12 protein-coding genes and 1 pseudogene are annotated in these 14,768 nt (G+C 46.5%); 4 read left to right on the forward strand and 9 right to left on the reverse strand.

The features are described 5' to 3' along the window. The first annotated feature begins 118 nt into the window (after nucleotides 1–118). A complete protein-coding gene (gene nadC / locus AC5JR3_RS12905) occupies nucleotides 119–1,006 on the forward strand; it encodes a carboxylating nicotinate-nucleotide diphosphorylase (RefSeq protein ID WP_495846570.1) in 888 nt (295 codons plus the stop codon). 264 nt (nucleotides 1,007–1,270) lie between these two features. After that, nucleotides 1,271–3,028 (forward strand): arginine--tRNA ligase, encoded by a 1,758-nt coding sequence (argS, locus tag AC5JR3_RS12910; RefSeq protein ID WP_495846572.1) that lies wholly within the window; start codon nucleotides 1,271–1,273, stop codon nucleotides 3,026–3,028. A 13-nt stretch (nucleotides 3,029–3,041) separates the two neighbouring features. Here the strand turns inward: argS and def are convergent. Beyond that, nucleotides 3,042–3,575, reverse strand: a pseudogene (def, locus tag AC5JR3_RS12915) (peptide deformylase). A gap of 276 nt (nucleotides 3,576–3,851) precedes the next feature. Here def and dnaA point away from each other — a divergent pair. Next, on the forward strand, nucleotides 3,852–5,222 hold the full coding sequence (dnaA, locus tag AC5JR3_RS12920) for a chromosomal replication initiator protein DnaA (RefSeq protein WP_495846965.1): 1,371 nt from the start codon (nucleotides 3,852–3,854) through the stop codon (nucleotides 5,220–5,222). A 533-nt stretch (nucleotides 5,223–5,755) separates the two neighbouring features. Further along, nucleotides 5,756–6,922 carry a DNA polymerase III subunit beta gene (dnaN, locus tag AC5JR3_RS12925; RefSeq protein WP_495846574.1) on the forward strand — a complete coding sequence of 389 codons (1,167 nt, stop codon included), beginning with the start codon at nucleotides 5,756–5,758 and terminating at the stop codon, nucleotides 6,920–6,922. 158 nt (nucleotides 6,923–7,080) lie between these two features. Here the strand turns inward: dnaN and AC5JR3_RS12930 are convergent, their stop codons facing one another. The 8 genes from AC5JR3_RS12930 to AC5JR3_RS12965 all read right to left on the reverse strand — a co-directional run bounded on the left by AC5JR3_RS12930 (nucleotide 7,081) and on the right by AC5JR3_RS12965 (nucleotide 14,764). Further along, the gene (locus AC5JR3_RS12930) at nucleotides 7,081–8,271 is read right to left on the reverse strand and encodes a TRC40/GET3/ArsA family transport-energizing ATPase (RefSeq protein WP_495846576.1); all 1,191 of its coding nucleotides are present in this window, start codon (nucleotides 8,269–8,271) and stop codon (nucleotides 7,081–7,083) included. Between the two features lie 42 nt (nucleotides 8,272–8,313). Beyond that, nucleotides 8,314–8,703 (reverse strand): C6orf136 family protein, encoded by a 390-nt coding sequence (locus tag AC5JR3_RS12935; protein WP_495846578.1) that lies wholly within the window; start codon nucleotides 8,701–8,703, stop codon nucleotides 8,314–8,316. Between the two features lie 61 nt (nucleotides 8,704–8,764). Further along, nucleotides 8,765–9,331, reverse strand: coding sequence for a hypothetical protein (locus AC5JR3_RS12940; RefSeq protein ID WP_495846580.1), 567 nt, complete (start codon nucleotides 9,329–9,331; stop codon nucleotides 8,765–8,767). 81 nt (nucleotides 9,332–9,412) lie between these two features. Further along, nucleotides 9,413–10,681 carry a DUF4912 domain-containing protein gene (locus AC5JR3_RS12945; RefSeq protein WP_495846581.1) on the reverse strand — a complete coding sequence of 423 codons (1,269 nt, stop codon included), beginning with the start codon at nucleotides 10,679–10,681 and terminating at the stop codon, nucleotides 9,413–9,415. Nucleotides 10,682–11,081: 400 nt separating this feature from the next. Continuing rightward, entirely contained in the window at nucleotides 11,082–11,234 is a 153-nt protein-coding gene (locus AC5JR3_RS12950) for a hypothetical protein (RefSeq protein ID WP_495846583.1), read from the reverse strand. An 86-nt stretch (nucleotides 11,235–11,320) separates the two neighbouring features. After that, a complete protein-coding gene (locus AC5JR3_RS12955; protein WP_495846585.1) occupies nucleotides 11,321–11,773 on the reverse strand; it encodes an IS630 family transposase in 453 nt (150 codons plus the stop codon). Between the two features lie 36 nt (nucleotides 11,774–11,809). Next, nucleotides 11,810–12,196 (reverse strand): IS630 transposase-related protein, encoded by a 387-nt coding sequence (locus AC5JR3_RS12960; protein ID WP_495846587.1) that lies wholly within the window; start codon nucleotides 12,194–12,196, stop codon nucleotides 11,810–11,812. A gap of 231 nt (nucleotides 12,197–12,427) precedes the next feature. Then, nucleotides 12,428–14,764 (reverse strand): IMS domain-containing protein, encoded by a 2,337-nt coding sequence (locus tag AC5JR3_RS12965; protein ID WP_495846589.1) that lies wholly within the window; start codon nucleotides 14,762–14,764, stop codon nucleotides 12,428–12,430. Between the last annotated feature and the right edge of the window lie 4 nt (nucleotides 14,765–14,768).

Genomic DNA, 14,768 nt, shown 5'->3' on the forward strand with positions numbered 1-14,768 from the left:
AAATCCTTCTGTCAACTATTTAGAACAACTTTTTGGGACAATTCCCTCGATGCCTTTGTCTGCAAGCAATCTAAGCTAAGTTAGGTCTATGTGTTGTGGAAATTAAAGAAGTTCTATCGTGAGTGCGATCGCTGCTTTACCCCCTTTACTCGTTCTAGACCCTCTCCTCCAGCAGTGGCTACTTGAAGACATTGGTCGAGGAGATCGCACTACTCAAGGATTACTAGCTGGAGCGGCCCGCCTGGGAAAAGCTAACTGGATTGCTAAAGAAGACGGAGTTGTAGCAGGACTTCCAGTTGCTGCACGTGTATTTCGCCTACTGAGTGAAGAAGTTAGCTTTGCCCCAACCCTTGATGAAGGGGAGCGGTGTCAAACGGGACAAACCATCGCTCGTTTTCATGGTTCTCTGGATGCGCTGTTGATTGGAGAACGAGTTGCCCTAAATCTGGCAATGCGCCTCAGCGGAATTGCCACCTTCACACATAGGTATGTCGAGAAGATCGCTGATTTACCTGCTCAATTAGTTGATACTCGCAAAACCACTCCTGGCTTAAGACTGCTAGAGAAGTATGCCTCGCAAGTAGGAGGAGCAATCAACCATCGGATGGGATTGGATGATGCGGTGATGATTAAAGACAATCACATTGCTGCGGCTGGAGGGATTGCCGCCGCCGTGTCTCGGCTTCGAGAACAAATTCCTTACCCCCTGAGTATAGAAGTTGAAACAACCACAATTACAGAAGTGGAAGCAGCGATCGCGAGTGCTGCCGATATCATCATGCTAGATAATATGCCTGTAGAGTTGATGCACAAAGCCGTACAACTGATTCGTCAACATCCTGCTCGCATCAAGATCGAGGCATCAGGTAACATCACCCTAGAGACAATTCGTGCGGTTGCGGAAACTGGCGTTGATTTTATTTCTACGAGCGCCCCAATTACTCGTTCAACCTGGCTGGACTTAAGCATGAACCTGGACACTAGCGTTGTTGATAGTTCTGCCTGAATCTCAATAAAGAGAGATTTGTTCCGCTGCGTTGATAAGTTAACTCTCCAAAATGTCAAGATAGTAAAAAAGAAGTACTGTCTTTAAATATCGAGTGCTGTACTGCCCTAGCTTCAAGCTTCGTAGAGGGAAGTAACCATTCTCAAGCCAGTGCTAATTTTGTTTATTAGCAGCTTACTATTCGGAGCCTGAAATCCTTACAGGTAAGATTTTTCCGGCTTTGATCACAAACATAAAACTTTTAGAAGGCTTTGATCCTGCATCATGAACTCCATTGTCGAACAACTCAAGACCCGCTTTACTCAAACACTAGTTGCCGCCTTTGGTGATGATTTTGCAGGGACAGATCCAATGGTGGTAGCAGCTAGTAATCCTAAGTTTGGTGACTACCAGTCAAATGTCTCTTTGTCACTGGCAAAAAGGTTAGGTCAACAGCCAAGAGCGATCGCGCAACAAATTATTGGGCATTTAGATGTGTCGGATATCTGCGAACCACCGACAATTGCTGGTCCTGGGTTTATTAACCTGACAGTAAAACCTGCTTACCTGGAAGCACAGCTTAATAATATTCAGATGGATCGGCGTTTGGGGATTCCAACAGCCAAGCATCCTCAGCGGGTGATTGTGGACTTCTCTGCTCCTAATATTGCTAAGGAGATGCATGTAGGTCACTTGCGCTCCACTATCATTGGTGATTCCATTGCTCGGGTTTTAGAGTTTCAGGGTCATGATGTCCTGCGGCTGAATCATGTGGGTGATTGGGGGACGCAGTTTGGAATGCTCATTACCTACCTGCGAGAAGCCCACCCGGAGGCTTTGACTACTGCTGATGTTTTGGACTTAGGAGACTTGGTCGCTCTCTATCGACAAGCAAAGCAGCGTTTTGATGCCGATGAAGATTTTCAAGAAGTATCTCGGCAGGAGGTTGTAAAGTTACAATCTGGTGCGGAAGATTCTCGCCGTGCTTGGCAGTTGCTGTGCGAACAATCCCGCCGGGAGTTTCAAGAAATTTACAACATGCTGGATATTCAGCTAACGGAACGGGGTGAGTCATTTTACAACCCGTTGCTTCCTGATGTCGTGAAAGACCTTGAGCAAGCAGACTTGCTAAAAGAAGATGCAGGCGCTCAGTGCGTTTTCTTGGAAGGATTTAGCAATAAAGCAGGTGAACCGCTACCCCTGATTGTTCGGAAATCTGACGGTGGGTACAACTACGCCACTACTGATTTAGCCGCAATCCGTTATCGGATTGAGCAGGATAGAGCTGAGCGAATTATCTATGTCACTGATGCTGGACAAGCCAATCACTTTGCTCAAGTATTCCAAGTCGCGCGGCGAGCAGGTTGGTTGACAGATGAAGTTGAGATCGTACACGTCCCCTTTGGGTTGGTGCTGGGGGAAGATGGAAAGAAAATCAAAACTCGCTTTGGAGAAGCGGTACGGTTACGGGATTTGTTGGATGAAGCGATCGCTCGCGCTCGTGCCGATCTGGAAGCTCGACTCCAGAAAGAAGACCGCGAGGAAACGGAAGAGTTTAAAGTCCATGTTGCCAAGGTGGTTGGACTCAGCGCCGTTAAGTATGCTGACTTGAGCCAAAACCGTACGAGCAACTACATTTTCAGTTTCGACAAAATGCTTTCTCTCAAGGGCAACACGGCTCCTTATTTACTCTATGCCTATGCCCGCGTTCAAAGTATTAGTCGTGAAGGAGGTATTGATTTTGAGCAGCTGGGAGCAGATACCAAAATCCTGTTGCAGGAAGACACGGAATTGGCACTAGGGAAGCATTTATTACAAGTGAGCGAGATTCTCGAAGAAGTTGAGCACGATTTGCTGCCTAATCGCCTTTGTCAGTATTTATATGAACTAAGTCAAAAGTACAATCAGTTTTACGAGCAGTGTCCTGTGCTTAAAGCCGAGGAACCTGTGCGGACATCGCGATTAGCGCTGTGCAATTTGACAGCTCAAATTTTGAAACTAGGGCTGTCGTTACTGGGAATACCTGTTTTAGAGCGGATGTAGTAACCATTACTACTTACAGATTCTGAATAATTTGTTTTTGATATTCTTGCTCTGTCATCAAATCCTGATTGCTTTCTACGCGATCGAGGAAGACAACGCCCTTAAGGTGATCCAGTTCATGTTGAAAAATTCGGGCAACAAAATCCTGCAACTCTTGTCGGTGTTGCTTGCCATCACGACTAGTGTATTCAACCTAGATGACTCGATACCTAGGAACTAAACCCCGGATTCCTGGAATGCTTAAACAACCTTCCCAGTCTTTAATTATTTCTTCAGAATGGTCAACCAGGCGGGGGTTAACCATTGCTGTGGGTTCCATTAACGGGGCATGGGGATAGCGGAGATTAGGACGAGAGGCCACAATGAACACACAGTGCTGTTCAGATACTTGTGGTGCAGCAATTCCCACGCCGTTTGCTGCTGTTACTGTCACGATCAGGTTATTGATCAAGTGTTGGATGTGCTGAGCGCTAATGTTTTCAATCAGCCGAGCAGGTTGGCGCAGGATAGGATTACCTAATTGAGCGATTTGTAGAGATTCAGCCATGATGAACTTTGTACTCATAGGCGATCGCTATACTAACGAAGAATCTTTACACCACAAAAGTTGACCTGTGGTTCACCAAGAAGAGTTGTATAGCGGTAGATAATACTATTTTGCACAAGTAGGCGATGATGTTATCTACCTCAAAAAGGGAGTAAAGCTGAGATTGGCAATACATCTTCTACAGATTGTCTAGCAAGATGTGAACAAATCGCCGGAAGCTGCCCGTGTGACGCTGAAAGAAAATATCAAGACTATGGTGGAGGAAAGCCAGTGGAAATGTCCTCAGAACAGCTTTGGAGCCAGGTACTGGAACGTCTACAGCTACAACTGAGCCGACCCACCTTTGAAACTTGGATTAAAACGGCTAGTGCCGAGCAATTGGACAATAATCGCTTAGTAATTCGTACCCCCAATCCTTTTGCTCGCAATTGGCTACAAAAGTACTACATCAAAACAATTGCCGATGTTGTCCAAGACATCTTGGGTCAAGCGGTTGAGATTCAACTCACGGTTACCGCTGGCGATGATACGGCTAATACCAATGAGTCCCAGGCGTCTTGGTCACTTCCTGTGATGACTAGCGTTCCTGAAACTACGTCGAATAATCACCCACGACCTCCGGAACTCAATTCCAAATATGTTTTCTCGCGTTTCGTAGTGGGTTCCAACAACCGTATGGCACATGCGGCTTCTTTAGCGGTTGCAGAATCTCCGGGACGTGAGTTTAATCCATTGTTCCTATGTGGTGGCGTTGGTTTAGGAAAAACTCACTTGATGCAGGCGATTGGTCATTATCGATTGGAAATCGACCCGAACGCCAAAATTTTCTACGTCTCCACTGAGCAATTTACTAATGACTTAATTGCTGCCATTCGTAAGGATAGTATGCAGAGCTTCCGGGAGCACTACCGTGCAGCGGATGTGATTTTAGTAGATGACATTCAGTTTATTGAAGGGAAGGAGTATACCCAGGAGGAGTTTTTCCACACCTTCAATACTCTGCATGAAGCAGGGAAGCAAGTCGTCATTGCATCAGATCGTCCTCCCAATCAAATTCCTCGCTTACAAGAACGTCTTTGTTCGCGTTTTTCGATGGGGTTAATTGCAGATATTCAGCCGCCGGATTTGGAAACCCGGATGGCAATTCTGCAAAAGAAGGCAGAGTACGAAAACATGCGATTACCGCGCGCTGTCATTGAATACATCGCAACCAACTACACTTCCAATATTCGGGAGTTGGAAGGAGCGTTGATTCGTGCGGTTGCCTATATCTCAATTTCAGGGCTACCGATGACGGTGGAGAATATCACGCCAGTGTTGAATCAACCGGCTTACAAGGTTCAGGCGTCACCACAAGCCATTTTAATGGCGATCGCAGATACTTTTGATGTTTCGATTGAAGACCTAAAAAGTAACTCCCGACGCCGAGAGATTAGCTGGTCAAGACAAATTGGGATGTATCTGATGCGCCAACATACCGACTTGAGTCTACCAAGAATTGGTGAGGAGTTTGGTGGCAAAGACCACACAACCGTAATGTATAGCTGCGACAAGATTACTCAGTTGCGAGAAACCGATGCAACACTAGACCAGACTCTACGCCAACTTAGCGATCGCATTAATTTAGTCAGCAGAACTCAAAACTAACCCTAATACTTGGACGCTCAAGTTTACAGCTTGTGGAAAAGCTCTCGTTTTTTAGGGAAAACCTGAGGAAAACTCCTGGAAAAGTTGATTATTTTTGGGGAAATCTTGACTACGTATAAATACCCTGTGGAAAACTTGCCCTTTTTTCCACAGGTTTTCCACAGGGTACAAATCGCTGAAGGGGTTGGCGATCAAGTAACAGCCGTGTTTTTCCACATTTTCCACAGCCCCTACTACTACTATTAAAGAATAATTAATAATTAGTAGTAGTGATCAAGATGCTAAGGAGATCGCCAGAAAATCACTTTGTAACCTCTGCAACAAACTGTTTAATTTCTCCTAGGTAGCTCCTATTGAACGTTAACGGCATTTTCACTAGCAATTGGTGATTGACCAAAACCCATCTCAGACTTATCCTGATATAGCTCGTTAGCGTGGTTCAAGCTAGAAAAATAAATCTAGCTTCGTTTCGCAACTGGGTAGCCACTGTAGCCTACAAACAACGACCTAGTCAGAACACCTTCAATTTGCTCATGAAACTGGTCTGTACTTCATCTGACCTTAGCACTCACCTTTCTCTTGTCAGTCGTGCCGTTCCCTCTCGACCGACGCACCCAGTTTTGGGCAATGTTTTGCTGACAGCAGATACAGAAACTTCAACGGTGCGCCTAACCGCCTTCGATCTGAGTCTGGGGATTCAGACTAGTTTTAGTGCCAACATTGAGTTGAGTGGGGAAATCACACTTCCGGCAAAACTTTTCAACGACATTGTCTCTCGTCTACCGGAAGGAGAGATCGCGCTAGAGGAAGTAGCTGATGGACAAGGTGGGGATAGTGCGATCGCGGTTCTTACCTCTAGTTCCGGACGCTACCAAGTACGGGGAATTAGTGCAGAAGAGTTCCCCGAACTTCCCGAAGTGACAATAGAGGGAGCAATTCAGCTTCCCGCCGAAGTCTTAGTACAAGGGTTACGTTCGACCTTGTTTGCCACTAGCTCTGATGAAACAAAACAGGTATTAACTGGAGTTCATCTGACACTTGGGTCAGATAGCTTAGAGTTTGCAGCAACAGATGGTCACAGGTTAGCCGTCGTGCAAACCAGTAATCAGGGAGAAGAGGAGGATCAACAGCCCATAACGATTGATACTCCCCTACAATTCACCATTCCTGCCAGAGCCTTGCGAGAGCTTGAGCGGATGCTAGCTAGTCGTCCAGCAGGGAGTATGGTAGCGCTACAGTTTGAAGAAGGACAGATCGTTTTCCAGGCAGAAGGCGATCGCTTAACTAGCCGTACCCTAGAAGGACAGTACCCAGCCTACCGTCAACTGATCCCAAATCAGTTTCAACGGCAGGTAACAATCGATCGGCGTCAGTTACTCAGTGCGGTGGAGCGAATTGCTGTCCTTGCTGATCAGAAGAACAACATTATTAAATTTACTATCGACAACGACAACCAACAGCTTTCCCTCTCCGTGGATGCTCAAGATGTCGGTAGTGGTAGAGAGTCACTATCAGCACAAATTACTGGCGAGAGCTTAGAGGTTGCCTTCAACGTTAAGTACTTGTTAGACGGCTTAAAGGCTTTGCCTACTTCTGATATTCAAATGCAGCTTAATACAGGCAGTAGTCCAGTCATTTTAATTCCTTTAGGAGGCGTCAAGATGACTTATTTGGTTATGCCTGTGCAAATCCGAAGTTGAAATGAGCTACTAAATAGGCTTACACCAAAGATTAACGCCCGATAATTCCGGGAACAAGAGGAAGAAGGCGAACAAGATTCAGAACGGAGATCGATTAAGCGATCGCGTTCACTCATAAAACTCATCTTAGTTCGCCGACAGTCAACTCTAGCCAACGCTTAAACCTGCGCCGTCGTAGCAGCAAACTTAATCTTCAAATAATCTTCCTCCATTTTAGCTCCAGAGGGTTGTAAGGCAGCTAGGGCTTGGGGCAAAACTAGATTACGTCGGTGATTGCCGATGCGGATGTTGAGTTCATCCCCTGTTTTGCTCAGTTGGACATGGTCTTTAGGAATTCCTGGTAGATAAAGTTCCAAACTGTAGTGACCTTGGTTTTGTACCACCCGAATAGTATTTTCTTTGTAATAAACTTGTGTAGGATCTTCTGAGCCGTATAAGGTTTCTTTTAGCCGTTCTAAAGCCTCTAAGCCACACATCTCTTCTGAATAGAGAGGAACTTCTTTAACGGGTAGAGGATGAAAGTTGTCGTGAATTTCCTGACGATACTGCTGCTGATTCTCTTTCCACTGCTTGAAGAACGGGTCAGTCACTTCGTCGGGAATAATCCGATTAGCAACGACCATATCAGTCGCAACATTATATAAACTCAAGTAGGCATGAGCCCGTAAGGACTCCTTAATCACCATCTTTTCAGGATTGGTCACCAAACGTACCGAAGTTTGGGTGTTATCAGTAAGTACCTTTTCTAAGGCTTCAATTTGTTCATAAAACTCATAGGGCGCTTGCATTACTTCATTGTCTGGTAAGGAAAACCCAGCAATTGGTCGGAATAGCGGTTCAACAAGTGGTCTAAGCGCCACAGACATCTTTTGCAATGGCTTGTAAAAACGTCGCATGTACCAACCACTAACTTCTGGCAGACTGAGTAAGCGCAACGCTGTACCCGTAGGGGCTGAGTCAATGATCAGAACATCATACTCGTTGGCGTCGTAATGCCGTTTCATCCGCACTAAGCCGAAGATTTCGTCCATACCGGGAAGAATTGCCAATTCTTCAGCTTGGACGCCATCTAATCCCCGCGCCTGCAAAACTTGGGTAATGTAGCGCTTTACCGCTCCCCAGTTTCCTTCTAATTCCATCAGGGCATCAAGTTCCGCACCCCAGAGATTCGGGCGAATGGCTATCGGTTCGTGCCCTAATTCTTGATCAAAACTGTCTGCCAGGGAGTGGGCGGGGTCGGTACTCAAAACCAGCGTACGATAACCCAGTTCCGCGCAGCGTAGCCCTGTTGCTGCTGCAACGGAAGTCTTACCCACGCCCCCTTTCCCAGTCATCAGAATTATACGCATGAATACTTTAGCCTTGTATAAAAATGTTTACTTTTATACACTCTAACGATTTTTTGTTGATAAAACATGTTGTTTGAGAACATTGAGACGCGAACAGTCCCAGTAATCAATATGGGAAATAATTAACTGCTCGGCGTTGAGTTGGAGTTCGCTACAACCGGGAATAGCAATGCGAGGTTTCCAGGGAAGGGGAGTATTCCAATTAAGAGTCCAACGCATTTTAATGGTGTCTCCTGAACGATGAATATCATGGAGATCCATGCGGATGTTCAGGAAAAATATGCTGATCAACCTAATCATCATTTTGTAGCGCTCAAGCCCACGAAACTCGTTCAGTGGGTCTTTAAAGTAAATGTCTTTGGCATAAAGGCTGTAAGTTTGGTCAGTGGGGAATTTTTGATAGTCTGCTTTTAGCGTTTCAATAATATCCATTAGCGCCAGGTTGTAGGGTTTAGGCAGGCGACATGCCTGCCTAAAGAGAATCTAACGATTTTTAATCAACTTCTGACCACAGGCTTTCTAAGCGACGCCGCCAAGCCGCCAGCACCTGTTCTCGCTCTGGGGTGGTCTGTTCCAGTCCCCCCATCAAGCCTTCTTCGTAAAAGCGGTCTAGGGTTTGCATGGTTGCTTCTAAGGATTGTCCTTGAAGCTTGGCTACCTGAATAATCTGCCGAATGCGACTATCTGCGAACTGATCGAAGCTTGGGGATAGACCTTGTTGACGAAGAGAAATTAAGCGATCGCTGGCTGCTTTAAAATCTTCTACACTCAGGTTTGCCAAACTGTGCTGAAAAACTCCCCACAACACTTCTCGACTTATGGCATAACGACTTTCCTGGGTTGCATCAAAATTTGCCTCTAATAATTGTTCAAAAAATGGTTGCGCTTCTGAAGCAGGCGCAATGGGAATAAGCATTCGCAACCAAGTCTGATCCTCTGACAGCAACACTAACAGCCGCCATTGAGGAGTTTCCACTTGCCACGAACTAGGGTCAGGAGATTGAACCATCGATGGCTCAAAAGAATTTGTAAGGGTTTGAGTTATTTCTTCGGGTGTCATAGCTTCATCATAAAAAAACCCCGGCAAGAAGCACGGGGGAGAGGCGAAAAATATTAATTCAACACTGTTGGTGCCTGTTATTTAGAAGAGCCACTCAGGAATAGCTTCTTCTTTAGTGTTGGTATTCTGAGAGGGCGTCTCGCGGGTAAACTTCATTTGGATCGAGCGAGTTTGCTCACCATCGACGGCTACTGCCTTGATGGGGTAATCAATCAAACCATCTTGGAAGGACATCTGGAAGCGAAATGTACCATCGGGATTGAGTTTGATCGGGCGTCCACCAATAGTGACGGTTGCATCTGGTTCAGTTGCACCGTAAACAATTAGTTCTGCATCTGCAACTAGCCAGAATTGGCGCGGCTGCATAGGGGTGGAGAATCCGGCTCCAGACATCCCAGCACCAGACATGGTGAGACCAGACATTGTCGGTACTGCCCACATGCCAACACCAGAGGGGAAGACATAAGAACTGACTGCTTGCTCATGAACTGGAACTTGCTGCATTGAACCGTACAGAGAGCCAGCAACTCTTTGAGCTTCAGCAGATTTTGCCATTCCGAAGATGGCATCGTAAATTGGATTGCCAGCGGCATCTACTCCAGTTCCCGTCTGAGTCTCACTTGTTTTGACGTCAGCCGATGCTTTCTTGCTGGGAGGAATTAATTCTAGGAAGGTTTGATCGCGCAGTTCTTCTTCCCAATTAACAGTGATGAATTGGTCTTCAATCCAATCAGAGGGATAGACAGGTGGAACGCGTACAGGGGCAGAGCGAGCCAGAATCAGCCAGCGACCATCAGCACAACGATAACCGATATCAACTGCATAATCGCGATCGCTCACGGGCATTGGCAAATACCACTCCCGCGCTAGCTCATCGCAAGGATATTCTTGAATGCTGTGTGGGCTTTGGTAGTCAAGATTGATATCGGTGACGTCATAGATTCGCAAAGCTAATTGCTGTCCACCTTGACGCCGCAGATCTTCTTTATGATCGTTAGGAATATCCCAATACGCATAAGCCCACTGGGGGTCGCGGGGCATCAAAACAATTCGACTATCACCGTAGCCAGATGGTAAGTCTGGTAATCCTTCATCTACAGATGCAAGAGTGCCACCCGTGCGGTCTTCTTGACCTAAATCGAATTTCGCTGCTTCCACTTCTGGTTGTGCCTCCACTGTACGAGATGAACTAATCGGAGCGTTAGCTCGTTTAATTTGTTGAATTTTTTGAATTTCTGCCAGTAATTGCGCTTTCCGCATCCGGCTATAACGAGAGATACCGTATTCGCTGGCAACTTTACGTAGTTGTCGCAAGGTCATCTCTTCTAAAGGTGGGCGTTCTTTTGCCATGATTTATGTTCTCCAGTAGTTAAAACGGCAGGTAGGTGTTCCTGTCTTAAGATTTTTTGCTTACAGAAAAAAGTTCAATCACCGAATTGGGCAAATCTACATCAATCGAGATTCCCAGCCTGCTATGGCTACTAGCGAGTAGTACTGCAAGTGATTTAGCGGCTAATTGCTCAAGAAAAGCAAAAAGAAAGCTTTTTTTAGGATCGCCTCGCGCTTTATATGTACCAAATCACACTAGGGGGTGGTCAAGGGGTTGTTCAGGCTGTCTTTGATAGATTAACGGATTTAAGCATAATTGGGGATCGCAATTGTCAAGATATCATGACATAAAAACCTATGGGGATCGCTGACAAGGATGCTCCTCGTAGCAAAAACTAGTCTTGAATTGAATGTTATGAAACTATGACAACCCTAATGTGCCGATAATTTGGGTAAGATAATAAAAAATCACTACCTCAATCGCCTTGTTCGCGGCTAAGTAACAAGCGATCGCTAAACCAATACAGCGATTTTTGCTTGTATTCGCTGCAACATCCTGTAGAGCAAAGCACAATTTCTTACCCTTATTAGAGAGGTGACTCGTCTGCAAAATACTGCAAACCCATGACTCAAGTCGTATTATAGCAACCGCCAAGGCGGTTAGGACGCCAGGTGCAAGACATCCTCCATTGCATCACGTAGACAATCAAACTGGTTGAGTTGCTTGCGAATTCGACTTTTGAGCCAAGACCAGCATTGCTCAATTTTATTGAAGTCTGGTGAATAAGCAGGTAAGTAGAGCAATTGACAGCCAGCTTCCTGAATTAGTTGCTCAATGTTTCCCCCTTTATGAAAGGTGGCATTATCCATAACCACTACCTGCCCCGGTTTCAGCAGAGGAATCAGGCAGGTTTCCAACCAAATCTCAACTACAGTCCGATTGCAGGAACCTTCGACGGTAAAGGGAGCCATCAGTTTCCGGTTGCAAAAGGCTGCAATCATATTCACTCGCCCCTGCCGTCGCCCTGATTTCAAGGCATGAAAGCGTTGTCCTTTCTCATTCCAGCCATAACTGTAATCTTCAAGGGTTGTCCATGCCTGCTTCATCCACATAAACAATCATTTCATCTGCCCACTTAGCCAACTGCTCTATGAACGTTTGCCGTTTTGACTCATCCCGTTCTTGATAGCCATAGGTCTTTTTTTTCGTGTGAACCCAATTTTCTTCAAGGCTCGTGAGATTGTGCGATCGCTGATGTCTCCCTCCCACAGTTGCGCCATCTCCACCTGGGTTTTATCTCCATGAGTCTTAGCAAACGTCCGGAACTTCTCCCAGTCTGTAATTTTATGATTGTTGCCAGGAGGTCGGTTGGGCAATGCTTGAACATCTCCCGTTTGGGCTTTGCGTTGCAACCACAGGTTTATCGTGTTGCGACTGATATTGAACAGTTCACTCGCTTCGCTTTTCTTGAGTCCATCTAATTCAATAGCTTGGAGCACTTTCTGACGAAAGTCGTAACTGTAGGGTTTAGGCATGGCAGAGCAAACGGTAACAAGTCACAATAACACCTTCATTCTATGTCCTAACCGCCTTGGCAGTTGCTATATTAACGCCGACAGCTAAACTAATCTTGGGAATAACTGGGTGCGACAAATAAGGGTCAGAATTTCTAGAAGAACTCTAACCCAGCAGAGGCTGCGATCTAGTAGTTATGGCAATGCAGTCAGTAGGAACTAACTGAAATCAGTATCGTTTTAGAGCCGTCCTTAGTTCAACACTGCCATATCCCTAATCAGCCACTGATCATCTCTACGTACCATGTCGTAGCGTACCTTCAGGTTGTCATTACTATAGGAATCATTTTGATTTAACTTACCGTTTTGGTAAGACTCGGCAACTTCCTTCACTGTCGCTTCCGCGCTAGCTTGGTCAGGGTTAGCCTCGTTTGTGCTCACGTTGGTAACTTGAACATCGTGATTGTACTGCCAGTGAGTATTGCTATTTTTCGCTGCCTGAGAGCGTTTCTGCCAGGTCGATAGGGTGGGATTGACGAGGATCTTTTCTAAGTTTTCAATCTGATGCTCGCGTCCTAGAGCCTGTGATTTGGTTGATAACCAAGTTCGGATAACTTGTTGTGCGGTATCTGCTGTTAAAGGTCCTTCAGGAGCCGTAATTTGACTATCAGGTGCAGGAATAGTAATTGGTGGTTGAGCCAATTGCACTTGCGGTTGATTTTCCTCTAAGGCTGATGCTGAGCTGCCTATAGTACGTTGGAATAAGTTGTAAAGACCTGCAAGCAGCATTAATAAAGCTCCTAGCCCCAAAATACCCGCGATCGCTAAAATCACTAGGCGTTTTGTCTTAGTTGCTGGATCAACACGTTCTGAAGCGCGATTACTCCGAGCAGGAGGTAAGTGCAAAGCCCCATTGCCATTCTTGGAGGGATCTTCAGCAACTGGCTCCGTCCGACGAGCGCGAGGCGCTGATAAATCACCACTCCGTTCCTGGGAAGGTGAAACGGGTTGAGGAGACACTTTAGGGATGCCATTACCAGAAGATAGCTGGGAAGCCCGTGGCGATAGCGTAGAGACACTAGGGATTGATGAGGTATTTAGCATTGCTCCCACCGCTGCTGTTTTACCCATTGAAGCACCAGGGGAGCTGGCAACAGCTAAGGGAGAGTTTGCGGTTTGCTTAGTGATGCGATCGCTTCCTGAAGCAGAGTCTGTTCTTAATGTCGTGCCTGTTCCCCGGCTTGAAGAGGGAGCCGTAGCTGCGTAGGAGATTTTTTGCGGTTGTACTACCGCCCACTCATTACTAGCATCTCCCTCAGCAGGAAGTTCTTCTAAGAAAGCTTGTACCTGTTCATCTGCAAAGTACTCCTTCAGGGACGCTTTCAAATTCGCTAAGTCACGAAAATGAGGAAACACTGACTTTTGTAGCCACCGTTCGCCATACAGGCATAATCCAGGCAGTAAGTCAGGGGCTCCCTGAGATTGTTCGCGAATGAAGGCTAAAGCCTCGTACTCTTGAGACAGTTCTAAGGCACGGCTTGCCTCTTCCGTTTGACCCAATAGCAGCGCACACACTGCCTGCTCTAAATGGACGTCCTGACGCCTTCCCAAGCGCAGTAACATCTGTTTGGCACGCGTGATCCAGGCGGGTTGTCTTTGCACAAACCCGCGAGCGAGCAAGGCATAAACAGCAAGGTAAGTAGCTACCGCTGAAGGACGTCGAGCTTCAGCTTCAAATAGGCTTTGCTGTTCCGCTGAAGTGAGATAGCCTCTTAGCTGTTGAATAAAGCGGAGAAAATCATCAATACTTAACCCAGACTGGTCGTCCCCTGTCCCGTCAATACCACCGCGCTCTTGGAGCATGTCCTGCAAGAGCCGTAATCCGTTGCGTCGTTCGACCAGATTTTCTTCTGGCAGTGCCAATAGTTCCAGAATCCGGTAGGGACGTAACTTGTAGAGATCCGATTGAATTTCTCCTCGGACACTGGGGAACAAACCTTCCCGCAGTAGCAATTCTTGACCGTTTTCTAGGGCAACGGCGGCATTTTCATACTGACCTTGCTGCCATTGCTCGCGACCTAGTTCTAAATAAGCTAGAGCTACCGTTAAAATGATATCGCTTCGGACTAAGTGGGGATCTCCCAAGCGACCCTTATCAAGACTGATACTTTTGCTGTTAGTGAGATAGGGATTTCCCAGCTTTAGTACTAGTTCGTACTCTCCTAGTTCGTGCAAAATCAGCAGCGCCCCAACGAACTGGTCGCCTGCGATTTCGATACTGGGTGATTGAGAACCGCCTTGAGAATCAGTTGGCTCTGTAACGGTGGTATTAGTTGCCGCGTGTTGATGAGGTGAGTCTGGATCGTAAGTCTTCGCAAGAAAACTGGCGTCGTAGGCGGCGCACTTTTCCGGATCGGACACAACGGCATAGGCTTCATCGAGCAGTTGTTTCCGAGCGGCGATCGCCGCTTCTGAATACTCCCGACGCGGAAGTTGCAGCGAACGGTCGCGATACGCCTGGTTTCGCTGTTCAGCCGTAGCCTGGATGGGCAGTCCTAAAATTCGGTAGTAATCGAGCGGGATTCGCACGGTT

The sequence above is a fragment of the Kastovskya adunca genome, from assembly GCF_059505785.1.

What these genes read in the sequence shown, in the direction of transcription:
- dnaA (WP_495846965.1), top strand. Translation starts at nt 3,852, where the DNA reads ATGTCCTCAGAACAGCTTTGGAGCCAGGTACTGGAACGTCTACAGCTA.
- AC5JR3_RS12940 (WP_495846580.1), bottom strand. Translation starts at nt 9,331, where the DNA reads ATGACACCCGAAGAAATAACTCAAACCCTTACAAATTCTTTTGAGCCA.
- AC5JR3_RS12955 (WP_495846585.1), bottom strand. Translation starts at nt 11,773, where the DNA reads ATGTGGATGAAGCAGGCATGGACAACCCTTGAAGATTACAGTTATGGC.
- dnaN (WP_495846574.1), top strand. Translation starts at nt 5,756, where the DNA reads ATGAAACTGGTCTGTACTTCATCTGACCTTAGCACTCACCTTTCTCTT.
- AC5JR3_RS12960 (WP_495846587.1), bottom strand. Translation starts at nt 12,196, where the DNA reads ATGCCTAAACCCTACAGTTACGACTTTCGTCAGAAAGTGCTCCAAGCT.
- AC5JR3_RS12935 (WP_495846578.1), bottom strand. Translation starts at nt 8,703, where the DNA reads ATGGATATTATTGAAACGCTAAAAGCAGACTATCAAAAATTCCCCACT.
- argS (WP_495846572.1), top strand. Translation starts at nt 1,271, where the DNA reads ATGAACTCCATTGTCGAACAACTCAAGACCCGCTTTACTCAAACACTA.
- AC5JR3_RS12930 (WP_495846576.1), bottom strand. Translation starts at nt 8,271, where the DNA reads ATGCGTATAATTCTGATGACTGGGAAAGGGGGCGTGGGTAAGACTTCC.
- AC5JR3_RS12945 (WP_495846581.1), bottom strand. Translation starts at nt 10,681, where the DNA reads ATGGCAAAAGAACGCCCACCTTTAGAAGAGATGACCTTGCGACAACTA.